The organism is Mesorhizobium sp. M0618, from assembly GCF_040320765.1.
Taxonomy (GTDB): domain Bacteria; phylum Pseudomonadota; class Alphaproteobacteria; order Rhizobiales; family Rhizobiaceae; genus Mesorhizobium.
The window spans coordinates 1-18,661 of the sequence record NZ_JAMYQH010000040.1 but is presented as its reverse complement, the minus strand read 5'-3'; the positions used below and the strand labels follow the sequence as shown (position 1 = coordinate 18,661).

Below are 18,661 nucleotides of genomic sequence, written 5' to 3'. Positions count from 1 at the left end.
GCCGCGGCTCAAGCCGCGGCGCCAGGTGACAGCCAGCGATGATTTACTGGTTTTCCTTGGTCTGACCCATGATTTCCTGGGCGCTGAAATTGATGCCGCAGGTCGGGAAGGAATTGCCGACGAAGAAATTATCGGATTCCTTGGGGAAATAATCCGTGCCTTCCTTCAAGTTCGGGTCTTCGGCGATCGCCAGCGGCAGCTTCACCTCTTGTGGCACAACCTCGCCTTCGAGTGCGGCGATCGCGGTCTTGATGGCGACGGCGACCTGAGCCGGACCCGAGCCTGCGGACGAGCACTTCAGCCCGTCGGCCGAATGCGCGGCGCAGAACTTGCGGAAGCCGTTCTCGGTCTCGCCGCCAAACGGCACGAACGGATGCTTGGCGTCGATCATCGCCTGCACGATGCCGGTGTCGCCGCCCTGCCCGGTGATGCCGTCGAACGGACCGTTGGTGGCGATCGCATCCGCGGTCACTTTCTGTGCCACGCCGTCATCCCATTTGCCGGCGACTTCGGTCACGTCCCACTTCTTGCCGGACGCGTCGAAGACCTCGTGGATGCCGTTGTGACGATCGGTGTCGACCGAGGTGCCGGCGACGCCGCGCACTTCCAGGATCTTGCCGCCGTTCGGAATCTTGGCGACCAGCCACTTGGCCCACAATTCGCCAAGGCCCTTCTGATCGACATTGACGTTGATGGCGTCCTTGGTGTCGAGGATGTTGTCGAAGGCGACCAGCACGATGCCGGCTTCCTTGGCGCGCTTGATGACCGGACCGAAGGCCGTCGGGTTCTGGGCGTCGGTGACGATGGCGTCATAGCCGGAATCGATGAAATTGTTGATCGCCGAGATCTGTGCCGGCACGTCCTCGCCCGTCGAGACGACCTTGAATTCCTTGATCTTGGCTTTGACTTCAGGTTGTGCGGCGTAGGCCTTGGCCGTCTGCACCATCTGGATGCGCCAGGTATTGGCGATATAGCCATTGGCAAAGGCGATGCGGAACGGCCCTTCCTTCTTGGGATATTTGAAGAATTTGGTCTCCGCGCTCCACGGCGCGAAACAGTCCGCCTGAGCGGCGGGACCCGACACGATTTCGGGTCCGGCGGCCATGGCGGCCGAATTGAGCATGACGAATGCAGTGGCGGCAACGACGCCACCAACAAGTGACTTGATCATCGATAATCCTCCCGATTGCAGTTCAGATTGTTCGTTTCGCAACGCGAATTTTCGCGCGATGGACCGGCACCTCCCGCCTCGCCATGCGCGTCCTTGGCCGCCCGTGGTGGCCGACCCGGTTCCTCCCTTGTCGCCCCCAGCGGTACGAAAACTATCATATTATCCATAATAAACAAGTATTAGTTGTCGCTTATGTATAATAAACAGGTACGCCCTGTCGTTTATGCACCTGCCTGCGGGAAATGGTAGCGCTACCAAATTGGCGTGTAAACCGGCATTTGCACAGTCGCTCCTGTGCGTTTCAACGCGCCGTGCTCTCGCGGCGCTTGAGCTCGAAACCGAGGTCGACGATCCGTTGCTCCGGTCTGTTGCCGGCGATCGCCGCAAGCGCCATGGCAACGGCACGCCGGCCGATCTCATAACGATGGGTGCGGATGCTGGTGACCGAAGGAAACGCCACCTGCATCATGTCGAGATCGTTGAACCCGACGATGCCGATCGTCTTCGGTACCGCGATCGAGGCGCGATGGCATTCGAACAAGACGCCGAGCGCGATATCGTCATTGTTGCAGAAGACACCGTCGAGTGTCGGCACCTTGGCCAGCGCATCGCGGAACATCTCGCGGCCGAGCGAGACGCTGGACAGCACCGGCGTAGTGGTGACGAGGCGCGGGTCGAACAGGCCCGCGGCCTCCATCGCCGCGCGATAGCCGGCAAGGCGCCGCTGCGAACGCGGATCCATGCGCGCGCCGATGAAGCCGATGCGGCGATAGCCCGCCTCGATCAGATGCTCGCTCGCCGCCCTGCCGCCATCCAGATGCGAGAAGCCGACCATCATGTCGACCGGATCGGGACCCGTTTCCATGACCTGCACCACAGGGCAGCCGGCACTTTCCAGCAGCTTTCGCGAAGCCGGTGTCTGATCGATGCCGGCGACGATCAACGCTGCCGGCCGTTGCGAACCGAACACCTGCAGCAGCCGCTCTTCCTCGAGGCCGGAATAGTGGGTGTTGCCAAGCTGGATGCGGAAGGGGCTGGCCGACAGGCTGTCATAGATGCCGCGCACCACCTCGGCGAAGACGTTGTTGGTAAGCGACGGCACCAGCACGCCGAACACCTCCGCGCGCGCCGAGGCCAGGGCCCGGGCATTCGGGTCCGGCACATAGCCCAGTTCGTCGACGGCGGCCTGGATCTGGCGGCGCAGCTCTTCGGACACACGCTCCGGCTCGCGCAGGGCGCGCGACACGGTGATCGCACCAACGCCGGCCTTGCGCGCGACATCCGCGATGGTAGGGCGGCCGCCGCCCCGGCGCGAGCGCGGCTTGGTCAAGGGCGCACTCCTGGCGACGGGCTTGTGCAGCCAAGCGCCTTTAGAACCATATTCAGGGTCTTTGCCACCGTCGTCATGCCAAATCGGCCTGTTGCCGCACCCATCCGCCCTCCGGCGTCGCGCAGCCTTGGGTGGTTGTCAAGCCGCGCAGCTCCCGGACCATTGGGCAGGGTGAGCTCAGGCCATCACGGCTGTGCTGCGCCGTGCCTTCCACAACAGCAGCCCGATCGCCAGTATGTTCAGCAAATTCCAGGCGATGCCGTTGAGGAACGCAGCCGCATAGGAGCCGGTCAAATCGTAGATCCAGCCCGACATCCAGCCGCCGATCGCCATGCCGAAGATCGTCGCCATCAAGACGATGCCGATACGCTGGCCAGCCTCTTTGGCCGGCATGTAGTCGCGCACGATGATCGCGTAGCAAGGCACGATACCGCCTTGCGACAGGCCGAACACCAGCGACACCACATAGAGCGAGGCAAGCCCGTCGAACGGGATGTAGAACAGCAGCGACAGGCATTGCAGCACCGAGCCGATCATCAGTGTCCACACCGCGCCGATACGGTCGGCGAGAAAGCCCGATGCCAGCCGACTGACGACGCCGCCTGCCATCATGATCGACAGCATGTCGGCGCCATGCGCCACGCCGTAGCCGAGATCCATGCAATAGGCGACGATATGCACTTGCGGCATCGACATCGCCACGCAGCAGCCGAGGCCGGCGACGACCAGCAGCACCTGCAACGCCGCCGGCGACAGCGGCATCGACTGCACCCGCCGGCTTCCGGGCGAACCGGCGGCAGCCGCAACTGGGGCACCGCGCCGCAGCATCAGCACCAGCGGCACCATTGTCACCAGGCAGAAGATGCCGATTGCCGCATAAGTGAAGCGCCAGCCTTCCGCCTTTATCAGTGTCGGCATGATGGTCGGCCAGATCGCTCCGGCGAGGTAGTTTCCGGCGGCCGCCGCCGTGACCGCGACACCGCGACGGCGGTTGAACCAGTGCGAGATATCGGCGATCAGCGGCCCGAAGATCACCGACGTGCCGATACCGATCAGCACTCCTTGGGCAAGCGTGAATTGCAGGATCGAGGTCGACAGCGCCGCGAGAAGCAGGCCGGCGGAAAGCGCGATCGAAGAGAGCAGCGCCGGGATCCAGTAACCCATCCGGTCGATGGCGCGACCGACCAGCACGTTGCCGGCGGCGAAACCGACCATGGTCGCGGTGTAAGGCATGGACGCCGCGGCGCGGTCGACGCCGAACTCGGCCTGCACCGCGGGCAGCACGACGACGACAGCCCACATGCCGACGGCGCCGATCGTCGCCAGCAGCATCGAGATGGCAAGCCGCATCCAGGCATAGGAGCTGTCGATGCCGGGGCCGGCCTGGAGGCTGTCGGTTCGGGTCAAGGCGTTTCCTGTCGGCGGTCTCGGAGATCGGCTGCCGTTTGCGCCACTATCGGCGCATTCTCAGGCCGCAGCAGCGCCACAGCGGGCAAATCCGTGGCTCCAGAGCCAGGGCGGAACCGATGCCGATGTGCGGAGTTTCCTGGCAGCCCACCCTGCAGAGGAGTCCTGCGATGACCGCCACCAGGAAAAAATGGTCGGCCGAGGTGACCGAGCACAGCGACGCGATGGATCTTGAGGATCACGTCTTCGAATCCGACGACGCCAGGAAGATCGCCGCCTCGCTCAAGCGATCCGCCGAACACAGCCACCGGCGCAAGGCCGAGCCGTTCCAGTCGGCCATGTCGATGCTGAACTTCTACATCAACCGCGCCGGCAAGAACTTGCCTGCCGCGCGCAAAAAAGTGCTTGAGGACGCCAAGGACGAACTGCGCAGCGCCTTCGGACGGGACAAGGATGATTAGCGGCGGCCGGTCCAGCCCTACCGGGCGCGGATGACGCCGTCTGTGTTGGCGAGCAGTTTGCGCACGGCATTGCGCGCCGCGTCCGGCCGCTGCAGGCGGATGTTCTTCTCGATCGCCTCGTGCAGCTTCTGCGCGTGGTTGAGATCGTCGATCTCCCGCGTCGTATAGGCAAAGAGATGATCGAAGGCGGATTCGATGAGTACGCCGAGCGGTACCAGCAGGTCGTTGCCCGAAGCCCGCAGGATGGCAAGATGGAAGCGCGTGTCGGCGCGGGTCCGCTCCTGCAGGCTCGTCGCCTCTCCCATCTCACGGCAGGCCAGGCTGATCTCGGCCATCTGCTCGTCGGTTCTTCGCATGGCGGCAAACGCGGTCGCTTCTGGCTCGATGATGTGGCGGAATTCCTGCACCGTCTTGAGGAACACCTCGCGATCCGGCGACGTCGCGTACCAGGCCAGCACATCGCGATCGAGCAGGTTCCAGCGCTCCTTCGGCTCGACCCAACTGCCGATCTTGGGACGTGAGGCGAGCAGGCTCTTGGCCATCAGCATCTTGATCGCTTCGCGCACCGCCGAGCGGCTGACGCTGAAGGTCTCCGACCATTTCGCTTCATTGGGCAGGATGGTACCGGGCGGATAGTCGCCGCGCACGATCCTGAGGCCAATTTCGCTGGCCAGCGAGGCGTGGACGCTGGAGCCTGGAATCCGCGCGGCGTCCGCCCGGCGAACGCCGCCCGGACGGTCCCCGGAGGCCGCTTTCCCCAACGATTTTTCCTTGTTCGGCTTCGCGTCCCGCATGGGTTCCAGAAAGTCCGTATTAAGCAGGCTGTCAAGCGCGGCAAGCGGCTTGCACCGCAAAGCCGCCCGCTGTGCACAGATCAGCCTCGCTTGCTTCGCGGATCAGTCCTGCTTGACGTATCTGCGCCAGCTATGCTCCGGGCGGAAACCGAGCACGTCGCGCGCCTTGCGGTTCGACAGCAGCGTCTCGTATTCACCGAGTTCGGCCTTGACCGGCACGCCGGGGTAGAACCGCTTCAAGAGTTCGGCGGTCGGTAGGTCGGACGAGGTGTCGTCATTGGCCGCGTTGAACACCTGATAGCCGAGCCCGTCCTTCTCTATGGCGCGCAACGTGATCTGGCCAAGGTCGCGCGCGTCGACATAGCTCCAGGCGATGCGCTTGCGGAAACCCGGATCTGCGAACCATTTCGGAAACAGCGAATATTCGTGCGGCTCGATGACGTTGCCGATGCGCAGGGCATAAATGTCGGTGCCGTTGCGCTGGGTGAAGGCCCGCGCCGTCTTCTCGTTGACGACCTTGGACAAAGCATAGCTGTCCATCGGGTCGACGTCATACTCCTCGTCGAGCGGGAAATATTTGGGATCGCGTGGCTCGTTGGCGAACACGAGCCCATAGGTCGTCTCGCTGGAGGCGATGATAACCTTGGGGATGCCGAGCTTCACCGCCGCCTCGATGACATTGTAGGTGCCGAGCGCATTGATGCGGAACACCTCGTTGTCGGTGGTGATCATGATGCGCGGGATGGCGGCGAAATGCACCACCGCATCGACCGGCTGCGGGCGCAGCGAGGGGTCGAATTCATGCAGGCCCATATAGCTCGACAGTGCGTTGAACACCTGCCCGCTGTCGGTGATGTCGGTGATCAGCGTGCGCACCTTGGGATTGTCGAGCGGCTTGGTGTCGATGTTGAGCACCTGGCAGCCTTGCTCCACCAGATACTGGACGACATGGCGTCCGGCCTTGCCGCTGCCGCCGGTGAACATGATCCGCTTCGTCATTTTGCTCTCCACATCCTCAGGAATTTATGTGTATTGTCAGACAATATCGCCATCCGCAACCACCCACGCCTGCAAAACGGCAGCGCCTGACATCAATCATTGCAACAGGACTTGAAGACATGAACACGACTGCCGCGCGCGAAAAGATCGGCTTCATCGGCCTTGGCCTGATGGGCCACGGGATCGCCAAGAACATCGTCGACAAGGGCTACAGCCTGACCTTCCTCGGCCGCAAGAACCGCAAGCCGGCGGAAGACCTGCTTGGCCGCGGCGCCACGGAAGCATCGACCTCGCGCGATGTGGCGGCGGCGTCTGATATCGTCTTCATCTGCGTCACCGGTTCGCGCGAGGTCGAAGCCATCATTCGCGGCCCGGGCGGCCTCAAGGAGGGTTTGAAGAAAGGTTCGGTCGTCGTCGACTGCTCGACCTCCGATCCGGTCTCGACCATTGCGCTTGCCGCTGAGCTCAAGGCGCTCGGCATCGATTTTGTCGACGCACCGCTCAGCCGCACGCCGAAGGAAGCCTGGGAAGGCACGCTCGACGCCATGGTCGGCGCGCCGGACGCCCTCTTTGCCAGGGTGAAGCCGGTGATCGAAACCTGGGCCGGCCGCATCGTCCATATCGGCGACACCGGCGACGGCCATCGCATGAAGCTGCTCAACAATTTCATCTCGCTCGGCTACGCAGCGATCTATTCCGAGGCACTGGCACTGGCTGAGAAGGTCGGCATCTCGCCGCCGCGCTTCGACAGCGTCATTCGCAATGGCCGCATGGATTGCGGCTTCTACCAGACCTTCATGCGCTGGACGCTGGAAGGTGACCGAGACGCGCACAAATTCACCATCGCCAATGCCTTCAAGGACCTGACCTATCTGGAATCGATGGCGGGTGCGGCCGGCATTGCCAACCCGCTCGGCAACGCTACCAAGAACTCCTTCGCCGGTGCCCATGCAACCGGCCCGGCCGAGCAATTCGTACCGATGCTGGCGACGCATATCGCTGGGGTGAACGGTGTCGACCTGATGCCGATGAAGGATGGCAAGAAACAGACCATTTAACCGATTGCCCAACGCTGGCGCCGATCACCGCCGCCACCGCCCTATCCCATCGTCGGTATCTGCAAGCAGCTTGTGCACGGCGTTGCGCGCGGCGGCGGGGCGCTGCAGGCGGATGTTCTTTTCGATCGCCTCATGCAGCTTCTGCGCCTGGCGCTGATCGGCGACCTGCTGTGTCGTGAATGCGAAGAGATGGTCGAGCGCCGACTCGATCAGCACGCCGAGCGGCACCAGAAGGTCGTTGCCGGAAGCGCGCAGGATGGCCAGATGAAAGCGCGTATCGGCGCGGATACGCTCCTGCAGGCTCAAGGCCTCGCCCATCTCGCGGCAGGCCTGGCTGATTTCCGCCATTTGCTCGTCGCTGCGCCGCATGGCGGCAAAGGCCGACGCTTCTGGCTCGATGATATGACGAAACTCCTGCACGGTTCGCAGGAACGCCTCGCGGTCGGGCGCGGTCGCGTACCAGGCCAGAACGTCGCGGTCGAGCAGGTTCCAGCGCTCCTTCGGCTCGACCCAGCTGCCGATCTTGGGGCGTGAGGCCAACAGGCTTTTCGCCATCAGCATCTTGATGGCTTCGCGCACCGCCGAACGGCTGACATTGAAGATCTCGGCCCATCTGGACTCGTTGGGCAGGATGGTGCCGGGCGGATAGTCGCCACGCACGATCCGCAGGCCAATCTCGCCGGCCAACGAGACATGGACGCTCGCCCCCGCAAAATGCGCGGCACCAGCCTTCCGCATGACAGCCGGACCGTGGCTCGCTTGTGCCTTGGTTCGGTCGGTTCGCTTGCTTGACTTCTCGTCCGGCATCCACGTTCCAATGCGTCGACCGTCTGTCGTCCGGACTGGTCCGAACCGTACGGGCGCCGATCTCGTTGCCGAAAAATCCAGATCACGGGCGCGGCAAAGCCGGAGCCGATTGCCCCAACCATTGCGTCCGTTCGGGAATTACCGCTTCCGTTCAGGATTGACGGGGCGCCCGCAACCGGGCGCCCCGAAATCGAGAACCTACTTCTGGATGCAGGTGTCGACCGTATCCTTGGTGCACTCGTCGAGGCCGGTGAACACCGGATCGGCGACCGCCTTGCCTTCGATCAGGTCGATCATCACCGACGGTGCCTTGTAGCCCATTTCGAACGGCCGCTGGCCGACCAGAGCCGTTACAAGGCCGTCACGAGCGATCGCCACTTCGTCGCCGATCGTGTCGGCGGCGCCGATGACGAAGTCGTTGCTGGCGATCCGGTCCTTGAGCGGCCCGAACAGATCGCGGTAGGGCTGCGGCGCGCCGAACAGCGGCCAGCCGCCCATGATGCCGAAGGCGTCCAGCTTGGGGTTGGCGGCGAGGATGTCGGTCATCGCCTGCACGCCCTTGGCGCCATCGTCATTGGTGAACACCGGGCAGCCGGGAACTTCGGTCCAACCACCTTCACCCGCAAGTGCGGCAAGGCCTTCCTTGCCCGACAGTGCGTCACGCATGCCTTGCGCACGGCGCAGGATGTTGTCGGCTGCCGGGTTGCCTTCGATGGTGCAGATCGTGCCACCATTCGGCTTGCCCTTCTTGATGTACTCGCCGATCTTCTTGCCCATCAGGTAATTGTCGGTACCGAGATAGGTCTTGCGAAGACCTGCGTCTTCCTTGCTGAGATCGGCATCGACCGTCATGATCGGGATCGTCGGATTGGCGCTCTTGATCGTCTGCGCGATCAGCGGCGCGTTGGACGGCGAGATCGCCATCGCGACCGTGTCGGCCTTGCTCAGCATGTCCTGGACGATCTGCGCCTCGCCGGCCTCGTCCGAAGTCGACGCCGGACCGGTGTAGAAGCATTCATACTCCGAGCTGGCGTTTTCCTTGTTCCATTTCTCGCAGCCCTGGTGGATGGCCTCGAAGAACGGATTGTCGAGACCTTTCACGACAATGACGAGCTGTTTCTTGGCCAAAGCCGGCCCGGCACCCAACGCCATTGCGGCGACGGCGGCGAGCAAAAGTGTTTTCCTCATGTCAGTCCTCCCTTGAAACAAACGGACACGGCGTGCCCGCCATACAGATCGACCGGATTCGTGATGACCGAGGGTCGTTTCGCGAGCGCTCGTGTCGCCAGGACAGATCGATAAGCATTTCCAGATTCGGCTTCAGATCAACTCACACACAGGTGCCGCTGGATCCTGGACCGTCAAACCTCCGCCGATTCCGGCCGGCGAACCGCCAGCGGGGATCGGCATAATCTCCTCCGACGCTTAGCTAATATCGGCTTGGCGCCAACGTCAATGCTATTTGTCCTACAAAACGGATTTTTAAAATAGTCCTGGCCCAATTCGTCCGACAATTGATTGACGTGCGCCGGCTTTTGCGTAAAAGAACGCTAACGCCGTCTTCGGGAGGAGCCGGGGAGAGCGAGGCCAAAGCAGCGTCGGCATCCACGCCGGGAACAGCGGCAGGTCGCAAATCACGGGGAGGCAAAGGCTGGTGGCGGTTCTCGAACTCACCAACATCTCAAGGCATTTCGGCGCCATCCAGGCCGTCAACGACGTGTCGCTGTCGATCGAGCCCGGACAGGTGGTCGGCCTGATGGGCGACAACGGCGCCGGCAAGTCGACGCTGGTCAAGATGATCGCCGGCAATTTCCGCCCGAGCCATGGCACCATGCACATGGACGGCAAGGAATTGATCCTGCACAAGCCGGCGGAAGCCCGCCAGCACGGCATCGAGATCGTCCACCAGGACCTTGCGCTCTGCAACAATCTGACCGCCGCCGCCAATGTCTATCTCGGCCGCGAGCTGCGGCGCGGCGTCGGACCGTTTCGCATCCTCGACTATGCCTCGATGTACAAGCGGGCCGGCCAGCTCTTCGCCGAATTGAAGTCCGAAACCCGTCCGCGCGACCTCGTCAAGCAGATGTCGGGCGGCCAGCGCCAAGCGGTGGCGATCGCCCGCACCATGCTGTCGCAGGCCAAGATCGTGCTGATGGACGAACCGACGGCCGCCATCTCGGTGCGCCAGGTCGCCGAAGTGCTGAACCTGATCCGCCATTTGCGCGATCAAGGCATTGCCGTCGTGCTGATCAGCCACCGAATGCCTGACGTCTTCACCGTCGCCGACCGCGTCATAGTCATGCGGCGCGGCCGCAAGGTCGCCGACAAGACGATTGCGTCGAGCTCGCCCGAGGAAGTCACCGGGCTGATCACCGGCGCCATCGAACAGGTTTGATTTCAGCGAATTTCACCACGCACAGCAGATGAAGGTCGACGATGGCACTGACAATTGACCAGCCGATCGAACACAAGCAGCAATCCCTGCCGGCAAGAGTGTTTGCCAGCCAGACCTTCTGGGTGGTGATCGCCGTTATCCTCGCCTGCGTGTTCCTGTCGTTTGCCACCGACGCGTTTGCCACGTCGAAGAACCTCTACAACATCACCCGCAACATCACCTTCGTCGCCATTATCGCGCTCGGCATGACCTTCGTCATCATCACCGGCGGCATCGACCTCTCGGTCGGCTCGGTGCTGTGCCTGTCGTCGATGATTTTGGCTGTCACGATGCATGCCGGCTACTCGATCGAGGTCGGCATCCTGGCCTCGATCGCCACCGCGCTCGCCATTGGCGCCTTCAACGGCGTGCTGATCGCCTATCTCGGCTTTCCACCCTTTGTGGTGACGCTCGGCATGCTGTCGATCGCCCGAAGCCTGGCCATGGTCGCCTCCAACAACACGGTCGTCTTCCAGTTCGGGCCGGACCACGCCAAGCTTCTGTCATTGGGCGGCGGCGCCTGGGTGTTCGGCATCGCCAATCCGGTGCTTTACATGATCCTTCTGGCGCTGATCACCGGCTTCATCCTGCGCTGGACGAAGTTCGGCCGCCACATCTTTGCCATTGGCGGCAACGAGCACGCGGCAACGCTGACCGGCGTTCCGGTGCGCCAGATCAAGGTTGCCGTCTACATGATCTCGGCGCTGTCGGCCGGCATTGCCGGCATCATCCAGACCGGCTGGCTGGGTGCCGTCACCACCAATCTCGGCACCGGCATGGAGCTGCAGGTAATCGCCGCAACCGTCATCGGCGGCGCCAATCTGGCTGGCGGCGTCGGCACCGCCTTTGGCGCCATCGTCGGTGCGGCCCTAATCGAGGTGATCCGCAACAGTCTCGGTCTGCTCGGCATCAATGCCTTCTGGCAAGGTGTGTTCATCGGCGGCGCCATCCTGCTGGCGGTGCTGTTCGACCGCATCCGCAATTTCCGCCGCAGCGACTAGAACCATGATCCCGAAAAGTGGAAACCGGTTTTCGGGCAAGATCATGGTCAAACAAAAGACGGTTTGATGGCCAACTCCCTGTTCAGCCTCGAGGGGCGGGTGGCGCTGGTGACTGGCTCCGGTCAAGGCATCGGCTTTGCGCTGGCTCGGGGCCTCGCCGGACACGGTGCAAGCATAGTGCTGAACGGTCGCGACACCGCCAGGATCGACAGCGCCGTCGAAAAGCTGCGCGATGTCGGCTTCAAGGCGCACGCCTCGGTATTCGACGTCACCGATTTTCAGGCGGTCAACGCGGACATTGCCCGCATCGAGGCCGAGATCGGCGCCATCGACATCCTCATCAACAATGCCGGCGTGCAGTTCCGCGCTCCGCTCGAGGACTTTCCCGAGGAGCAGTGGGAGCGCCTGTTCAAGACCAATGTGTCGGGCGCCTTCCATGTCGGCAAGGCGGTCGCCCGCCACATGATCCCGCGCGGCAAGGGCAAGATCATCAACATCGGCTCGGTGCAGAGCGAGCTGGCAAGGCCGAACATCGCACCATACACCGCGACCAAAGGCGCGATCCGCAACCTGACAAGGGGTATGTGCGCCGACTGGGCGAGATACGGCCTGCAGATCAATGCGATCGCACCCGGCTATTTCCGCACCGAGATGAACCAGGCGCTGGTCGACAATCCGGAATTTTCCGCCTGGCTGGAAAAGCGCACGCCCGCCGGGCGCTGGGGCAATGTCGACGAGTTGATCGGCGCTGCGGTATTCCTCGCCTCCGACGCCTCCTCCTTCGTCAATGGCCATACGCTGTATGTCGATGGCGGCATGACGGCATCGGTTTGAGGGGGCGTTCTTCCCTTGTGGGAGAAGAGGAAACCTATCGCTCAGTCTGAAAATCCGGCCGCATCGGCCGTCATTGGCCCTCGCCGCCCCCGCGCGTCTTGACGCGGCCCCTAACTCCGCCGCACAATCCCTGTTGCAGGCGAAGGGAGGCCAGTCGTCTGCGGGAGGATATACCCATGACGGAAGCGATCAGGCTCTACTGGGGCCGGTTCGGACATGTTTCTATCCTGAATGTCGCAAGCGACTTCGTCACTCATGCCCATGTCGAGGCCCATCTGATCATCTGGCTGGAAGGTACGGCCGGCGAAATGACCATCGGCCGCGAGACCGTCCGGCTTGGACCTGGAACGGCCGCCGGCATCAACTCCTTCCAGCCGCACAGCCATGTTCTGTCGCAAAACGGGACGCCCGGTCTGTTTCTCGCCTTCTACATCGATCCCGACTGGGCGCGGCGCCGCCGCGACCTGCCTTCGTCTGCGCCGCTGTTCTCACAAGCCGCGATCACGCTGGAACCGTGGCTGCATCAGGCCGCCGCCAATCTGCTCGACCACCTCAGCGACAATGAGAGCGTCGACGATATCGCCAACTACGAGATCGAGCGTTTCATCGATAGCGTGCTCGACGCCGCCGACGCCTCGGCGCCGCAGGAGGCCCGTGTCCGCATCAACACCATGCAGGATTTCCGTGTCCGCAAGGCAATCCAGCTGATGAAGGCCAATGTCTGCGAGCGCATCTGCTTCGACGACGTGGCGCGCAGCGTCGGCCTGTCGCGGCCGCATTTCTTCGCTTTGTTCAAGGAACAGACCAATCTGACGCCCAATGTCTACTGGAACACGCTGCGCATGGAGGAAGCGGTGCGGCAGCTGCAATGGTCGCGGGAGCCGCTGATCTCGGTCGCCTGCAATCTCGGCTTCACCACGCAGGGCAATTTCTCACGCTTTTTCCGCGACCATGTCGGCGTGCCGCCGACGCTCTACCGCGAGGCCGCGCGGGCGATTGCCTGAACCAACCGCCCTTTTTCAGACTCCTTGATAGGCGCTCAAGACGCATTGATAAGCGCCGCTGAAATGGCCGCCCTACCCTTGCATCGGATCGCTTTTGCAAGGGAACATTTGAATGGCCAAAGTCACCATATCCAGCGTCATCGACGCACCGGTCGAAAAGGTCTGGGCGCGCATACGCGACTTCAACGGACTGCCGGACTGGCATCCGCGCATGGTGGAAAGCCACATTGAAGACGGCCAGGACGCCACCACGATTGGCTGCGTGCGCAATTTCCAGCTCGCCAGCGGCGCCCGCCTGCGCGAAAAGCTGCTCGACTTTTCCGATCAGAATTTCCTGGTCAGCTACTCCATCCTGGAGACGCCGCAGCCGCTGACCAATCACAAGGCGACGCTTCAATTGCGGCGCGTGACCGATGGCGACCGCACCTACGCCGAATGGACCGCCAGCTTCGACGCCGCGCCCGAGGAGGCAGACAAGCTGGCCGACGGCATGGGCGCCAATGTCTTTCAGGGCGGCTTCAACGCCCTGAAAAGCCATTTCGCCGGCCAGAGCTGACGGGGAGCCAAACCATGGCGCTGGCACTGCAGACCTTTGCAACGGTGAAAGACGCGAACGCGGCACTGAAAGCCCAGGGCACACGCTATCTCGGCGGCGGCACGCTGGTCGTCCGCGCGGCCAATGAGGGCGATGTCTCGGTTTCCGGCCTTATCAGGTCGACCGAGCCGTCTTTGTCCACCATCGCCGTTGCCGGTGGAAAAGCCCGTGTCGGCGCTTCGGTGACGATGGCGGCGATCGCCGGCCATCCGGAGCTCGGCACGCTCGCCAAGGCCGCCCGCGCCGTCGGTGGCCCGGCCATCCGCAACATGGCGACCGTCGGCGGCAATCTTTTTGCCCCGGCCCCCTATGGCGATTTCGCTGTTGCCCTGCTGGCACTCGATGCCACGGTCGGCACCGATGGCGGCGAAACGCCGATCGAGACTTTTCTGGCCAATCGGGACGGCAGCCGTGCCGTCGTCACTTCCGTGAGCTTCACGCTTCCGAAGGCCGACAGTTTCCGCTTCCTGAAAGTGTCGAGGGTCAAGCCCAAGGGCGTCTCGGTGCTCAGCATAGCCGGTGCTCTGGAACTGTCGTCGGATGGCACCGTGACCTCGGCGCGGATCGCGCTCGGCTGCATGGCGGATCGGCCAATGCGCGCCAGGGCGGCGGAAAAAGCGCTGATCGGCCGAAAGCTGACCGCTGACGGCATCGCGCCGGCCTTGGCCGCGGCCGGTGATGGCACCTCGCCCATCACCGACCCGATCGCCAGCGCCTGGTATCGCGCCGAAGTCTTGCCGGTTCATCTCGGCCGGTTGCTGCTCGCATAATATTTCGTTCGGGGGCGCGCGTCTGTCCGCCGGTTCGGGCAGGCGCGCTGGGAGGAAAACATGGCAAAGGTTCCGGTTCAATTCACGCTCAACGGCTCGGAAAAGGCCGAATTCATCGACAGCGGCACGACGCTGCTTCAGGCCCTGCGCGACAAGATCGGCGACACCTCACCGAAAGGCGGCTGCCATCAAGGCACCTGCGGCGCCTGTTCGGTCATCATCGACGGCGAACTCAGGCTCTCCTGCCTGACGCTTGCCGAGACCTGCGATGGCGCCGTCATCAGCACGACTTCAGGGCTTTCGGAAAGCGGCGTGCTGCACCCGCTGCAGCGCGCCTTCCTCGACACGTTCGCCACGCAATGCGGCTTCTGCACCCCGGGCATGATCATGGCGGCCAAGGTGTTGCTCGACCATACGCCCAACCCCAGCCGCGACGAGGTGGTCGAGGCGCTGTCGGGCAACATCTGCCGCTGCACCGGCTACGAGCCGATCATCCAGGCGGTGCTGACCGCCGCCCGCGCCAATTCGCAGAACGCGGCCTGAGGGGTCCAAAGCAATGGAACTGCGCAAGAACTACTTCGCTGATATCCGCAAGGACGATCTGAACGAGATCGGCCAGCCCCGGCCGCGCTCGGATTCACCCGGCCATGTCACCGGCAAGACCGCCTTTTTCGCCGACCGCAATTTCCCTGGCATACTGCACCTGAAGATGGTGCGCAGCCCGCATCACCATGCCCGCATCCGCTCGATCGACACCTCGGAAGCGGAAAAGCATCCGGGCGTGGTGAAGATTCTGACCGCCAAGGACGTGCCGCACAATGTCTACACCATCCTGATCCTGATCCAGGTCGGGCCGGAGGACGAGACGGTGCTTGCCGACGGCAAGGTGCGCTGGAAGGGCGAGGCCGTGGTGGCCGTGCTGGCCGAAACCGAGCGTGCCGCGCAAGAGGCCGCAGCCAAGGTCAAGGTCGACTATGAGGTGCTGCCGGCCGTCTTCGACATGGAAGAGGCGCTGAAGCCCGGCGCACCCCTGGTCAACGAATATCACGGCCAGAATTATTACCTCTATGACAGCGGCGAGTGCCGCAAGGTGCGCTTCGGCGATGTCGAGGCGGGCTTCGCCGGCGCCGACCACATCCTGGAGGAGAGCTACCAGTCCTCGCCGATCGAGCACGCGCCGACCGAGACCACCGGCTGCGTGGTGGCACCCGAGGGCAATGACCGCTTCACCTGCTACACCAACACGCAGGCGATGTTCTTCACGCTCGACAACACCTCGATCATCCTGCAGATGCCGGGCAGCAAACTGCATTTCGTCGGCGGCACCGTCGGCGGCGGTTTTGGCGGCAAGGTCGACGTCATCGTCGAGCCGATCGCCATCCTCGGCGCAAAATTAACAGGACGACCAGTCTGTTTTATCTACAGCCGCGAGGAGGAGATGCAGATCTCGTCGCCACGCGCCGCTGAAAAGGTCGTCATCAAGGACGGCGTCATGAAAGATGGCCGCATCGTCGCGCGCAAGGTCACCGGCTACACGGATGCCGGCGCCTATTCGCGCCACTCGCCCTATGGCGCGCAGAAGGGTGCGGGGCACTATCCCGGCCCCTACACCATCCCGAACGTCTGGATCGACACCTACTGCGTCTACACCAACCGCACGCCCTCATCCGCCATGCGCGGCTTCGGCGTCACCATCGGCGATTTCGCGCTGGAGGTGCAGATGGACAAGCTGGCACGGCTGATCGGCATGGATCCGCTCGAATTCCGCTTCATCAACGCCTATCGCGACGGCGACATGAAAGCGCATCGCCAGCCGACCGAGGGCGCGGCGCTGATCGAATGCATGCAGGAAGCCTCGCGCGCAGCCAACTGGCCGGTGGCGGAGAAATACATGGCCATGTCGTCTTACGTGAAGGGAGCTTGAGATGGCGATCAGGCGTGGACGCGGCGTTGCCGCGATCAACTATCCCACCGGCATGAACCTCGGCGGCGACCCGACGCAGGCGCTGGTGCATTCGACGCCGACCGGCAATTTCATGGTGACGCTTTCCAGCGTCGATCTCGGTCAGGGCATGAAGCAGATCATGGCGCAGATCTGCGCCGAGACGATCGGCGTGCCGACCGACCGTGTCGTCGTCGACACCGCCGACACCGACACCGGCCCGCACTGCATGGGCACATTCGCCTCGCGCGGCACCCACCGCGCCGGCAACGCCGTCATCCAGGCGGCAAGGGAAGCGCGCCAGGTGATGCTGGAAGTGGCCGCCGAGGAGTTGGAGGTCAACGCCTCCGACCTCGAGACCGATGGACAGGGCAACATCCTGGTCAAAGGCGCACCGCAAAAGTCGATCTCGATCTTCGATGTCGCGCTGTCGGCGCATTTCAAGCGTGGCCGCTCGATCTCCGGCCGCGGCATGTTCCTGATCCCGCGCTCCTATCCCGAGAAGGAAACCGGCGCGATGAAGCCGTCGACCTGTTATGCCCATGCCTGCACGGTGGCCGAGGTCGAGGTCGACGACGAGACCGGCGAGGTTACCGTGCTGACGGTGAAGAACGTCTTCGAGATCGGCCGCGCGCTGAACCCAAAGATGGTCGAACAGCAGCTGGTTGGCGGCTCCTGGATGGGCATCAGCCATGCGCTCTATGAGACAACCGAGCCCTATTATCCCAACCGCGACCATGGCGGCACCGACTTCAACCAGTATCTGATGCCCGGCCCCGGCGATCTCGCCGAGACCGAGATCATCGTTCTGGAGCGGCCTTCGGCGGACGGACCATACGGCGCCAAGGGGCCGGGCGAAATGTGCGCCAACCCGCAGATCCCGGCCGTCGCCAATGCCGTCTTCGACGCCGTCGGCGTGCGCATCGACACTCTGCCGATCACGCCGGAGCGCATCCTGCGCGCGCTGAAGGCGCAAACGGCGAATTGAGGGCTGGAATGACAGGGACAAGCGCCGAGACTGTCGCGACCTCGCCGGAGGCGGTGGCGCAGCACCTGGCCGCCTCGCGCTACCTTGCCGACGAGAGCCTTTCGACCGCGATCTTCCTGGCAATCCGGCTGGGCAAGCCGCTGCTGCTCGAAGGCGCGCCGGGCGTAGGCAAGACGGAGGCGGCGAAGGCGATCGCCGCGCTGCTCGGCCGTGATCTGGTGCGGCTGCAATGCTATGAAGGCATCGATGCCGCGCATGCGCTCTACGAATGGAACTACCAGCGCCAACTGCTCGCCATCCGCCATGCCGGCGAGCATGAGATCGACATCTACGACGACCGTTTCCTGATCGCCCGGCCGCTGCTGCAGGTGCTGAAGGCGCCCGAGCAGCGCGTGCTGCTGGTCGACGAGATCGACCGCTCGGACCACGAATTCGAAGCGCTGCTTTTGGAATTCCTCTCCGACTTCCAGATCAGCATTCCCGAGCGCGGCACCATCCGCGCCACGGCACAGCCGATCGTCATCCTGACCTCGAACCGCACCCGGGAACTGGCCGAAGCACTGCGCCGCCGCTGCGTATACCACTGGATCGGCTATCCCGACGCCGAGCGCGAGGCCGCCATCATCATGCTGCGCGCCGGCGATGTAGCGCAAGCCACCGCACGCGCGGTGGCGGCGGCCGTGCAGACCATTCGCGCCCGCCCGCTCGCCAAGCCGCCCGGCATTGCCGAGGCGGTCGAATGGGCCAACGCCGCGACCATCCTGGAAAAAGGCGGCAGCCCGTGGCCGGAAGCCTTCCGCCGCGCCATCGGCGTGCTGATCAAGGACGAGGAGGATCTCTCCTACATCGAGCCCGAGCTTGGCCGGATTGTCGAGGAGGCGCTGGCGTGAGCCGAGACCTCAACGGCACGTTCTCCCCGTTCATTCCGCAACGCTGGCGGGACAGCACCCCCCTCTGTCCTGCCGGACATCTCCCCCTCAAGGGGCCCGTTGCGTTATTAAGTTATAGGGGCAAGGAGGGAGGGTCAGGCCAATGTGGGGTGCCTTGCGGCTCGGGTTTGAGGCCG

The 18,661-nt window shown here is 63.5% G+C and carries 19 protein-coding genes; 12 read left to right on the top strand and 7 right to left on the bottom strand.

All coding sequences use genetic code 11. The features are described from left to right. Positions 1-43 precede the first annotated feature (43 nt). The 3 genes from NKJ04_RS29985 to NKJ04_RS29975 all read right to left on the bottom strand — a co-directional run bounded on the left by NKJ04_RS29985 (position 44) and on the right by NKJ04_RS29975 (position 3,851). Complete coding sequence (locus NKJ04_RS29985) at positions 44-1,171, bottom strand: sugar ABC transporter substrate-binding protein (protein WP_023813236.1); 1,128 nt, start codon at positions 1,169-1,171, stop codon at positions 44-46. Between the two features lie 301 nt (positions 1,172-1,472). Further along, complete coding sequence (gene gntR / locus NKJ04_RS29980; protein WP_023813237.1) at positions 1,473-2,501, bottom strand: HTH-type transcriptional regulator GntR; 1,029 nt, start codon at positions 2,499-2,501, stop codon at positions 1,473-1,475. Positions 2,502-2,678: 177 nt separating this feature from the next. Beyond that, on the bottom strand, positions 2,679-3,851 hold the full coding sequence (locus NKJ04_RS29975) for an MFS transporter (protein ID WP_502897989.1): 1,173 nt from the start codon (positions 3,849-3,851) through the stop codon (positions 2,679-2,681). A gap of 227 nt (positions 3,852-4,078) precedes the next feature. Here NKJ04_RS29975 and NKJ04_RS29970 point away from each other — a divergent pair, with 227 nt between their 5' ends. Then, positions 4,079-4,369 carry a DUF3175 domain-containing protein gene (locus NKJ04_RS29970; protein WP_031213606.1) on the top strand — a complete coding sequence of 97 codons (291 nt, stop codon included), beginning with the start codon at positions 4,079-4,081 and terminating at the stop codon, positions 4,367-4,369. 17 nt (positions 4,370-4,386) lie between these two features. Here the strand turns inward: NKJ04_RS29970 and NKJ04_RS29965 are convergent, their stop codons facing one another. Both NKJ04_RS29965 and NKJ04_RS29960 read right to left on the bottom strand, forming a co-directional pair. Beyond that, complete coding sequence (locus tag NKJ04_RS29965) at positions 4,387-5,163, bottom strand: FadR/GntR family transcriptional regulator (RefSeq protein WP_023813240.1); 777 nt, start codon at positions 5,161-5,163, stop codon at positions 4,387-4,389. 102 nt (positions 5,164-5,265) lie between these two features. Continuing rightward, positions 5,266-6,162, bottom strand: a complete 897-nt coding sequence (locus tag NKJ04_RS29960) for an NAD-dependent epimerase/dehydratase family protein (protein ID WP_352679147.1) — start codon at positions 6,160-6,162, stop codon at positions 5,266-5,268. Positions 6,163-6,281: 119 nt separating this feature from the next. Here NKJ04_RS29960 and NKJ04_RS29955 point away from each other — a divergent pair, with 119 nt between their 5' ends. Next, positions 6,282-7,220 (top strand): NAD(P)-dependent oxidoreductase, encoded by a 939-nt coding sequence (locus NKJ04_RS29955; protein WP_352679144.1) that lies wholly within the window; start codon positions 6,282-6,284, stop codon positions 7,218-7,220. A gap of 24 nt (positions 7,221-7,244) precedes the next feature. Here NKJ04_RS29955 and NKJ04_RS29950 read toward each other — a convergent pair whose 3' ends face one another. Both NKJ04_RS29950 and NKJ04_RS29945 read right to left on the bottom strand, forming a co-directional pair. Next, a complete protein-coding gene (locus tag NKJ04_RS29950; protein ID WP_352679142.1) occupies positions 7,245-8,027 on the bottom strand; it encodes a FadR/GntR family transcriptional regulator in 783 nt (260 codons plus the stop codon). 198 nt (positions 8,028-8,225) lie between these two features. After that, complete coding sequence (locus NKJ04_RS29945) at positions 8,226-9,215, bottom strand: sugar-binding protein (RefSeq protein WP_023813244.1); 990 nt, start codon at positions 9,213-9,215, stop codon at positions 8,226-8,228. A 466-nt stretch (positions 9,216-9,681) separates the two neighbouring features. On the opposite strand from NKJ04_RS29945, the gene NKJ04_RS29940 reads away from it, so the two are divergent. From NKJ04_RS29940 to NKJ04_RS29895, 10 genes are all read left to right on the top strand, one after another. Continuing rightward, positions 9,682-10,422 (top strand): ATP-binding cassette domain-containing protein, encoded by a 741-nt coding sequence (locus tag NKJ04_RS29940; protein ID WP_013530854.1) that lies wholly within the window; start codon positions 9,682-9,684, stop codon positions 10,420-10,422. Positions 10,423-10,463: 41 nt separating this feature from the next. Further along, positions 10,464-11,462 (top strand): ABC transporter permease, encoded by a 999-nt coding sequence (locus NKJ04_RS29935; RefSeq protein ID WP_023813245.1) that lies wholly within the window; start codon positions 10,464-10,466, stop codon positions 11,460-11,462. A 66-nt stretch (positions 11,463-11,528) separates the two neighbouring features. Beyond that, the gene (locus tag NKJ04_RS29930; protein WP_023813246.1) at positions 11,529-12,296 is read left to right on the top strand and encodes an SDR family oxidoreductase; all 768 of its coding nucleotides are present in this window, start codon (positions 11,529-11,531) and stop codon (positions 12,294-12,296) included. A gap of 176 nt (positions 12,297-12,472) precedes the next feature. After that, the gene (locus tag NKJ04_RS29925; protein WP_127266791.1) at positions 12,473-13,300 is read left to right on the top strand and encodes an AraC family transcriptional regulator; all 828 of its coding nucleotides are present in this window, start codon (positions 12,473-12,475) and stop codon (positions 13,298-13,300) included. A gap of 112 nt (positions 13,301-13,412) precedes the next feature. Then, positions 13,413-13,856, top strand: a complete 444-nt coding sequence (locus NKJ04_RS29920; protein WP_128303426.1) for an SRPBCC family protein — start codon at positions 13,413-13,415, stop codon at positions 13,854-13,856. A 14-nt stretch (positions 13,857-13,870) separates the two neighbouring features. Continuing rightward, positions 13,871-14,665 carry an FAD binding domain-containing protein gene (locus tag NKJ04_RS29915; RefSeq protein ID WP_023813249.1) on the top strand — a complete coding sequence of 265 codons (795 nt, stop codon included), beginning with the start codon at positions 13,871-13,873 and terminating at the stop codon, positions 14,663-14,665. A 60-nt stretch (positions 14,666-14,725) separates the two neighbouring features. Beyond that, on the top strand, positions 14,726-15,208 hold the full coding sequence (locus tag NKJ04_RS29910; protein ID WP_023813250.1) for a (2Fe-2S)-binding protein: 483 nt from the start codon (positions 14,726-14,728) through the stop codon (positions 15,206-15,208). Between the two features lie 13 nt (positions 15,209-15,221). After that, a complete protein-coding gene (locus NKJ04_RS29905; RefSeq protein ID WP_352611338.1) occupies positions 15,222-16,589 on the top strand; it encodes a xanthine dehydrogenase family protein molybdopterin-binding subunit in 1,368 nt (455 codons plus the stop codon). A 1-nt stretch (position 16,590) separates the two neighbouring features. Continuing rightward, a complete protein-coding gene (locus tag NKJ04_RS29900; RefSeq protein ID WP_127295450.1) occupies positions 16,591-17,595 on the top strand; it encodes a xanthine dehydrogenase family protein molybdopterin-binding subunit in 1,005 nt (334 codons plus the stop codon). Between the two features lie 8 nt (positions 17,596-17,603). Next, the gene (locus NKJ04_RS29895; RefSeq protein ID WP_127295448.1) at positions 17,604-18,485 is read left to right on the top strand and encodes an AAA family ATPase; all 882 of its coding nucleotides are present in this window, start codon (positions 17,604-17,606) and stop codon (positions 18,483-18,485) included. Positions 18,486-18,661 lie beyond the last annotated feature (176 nt).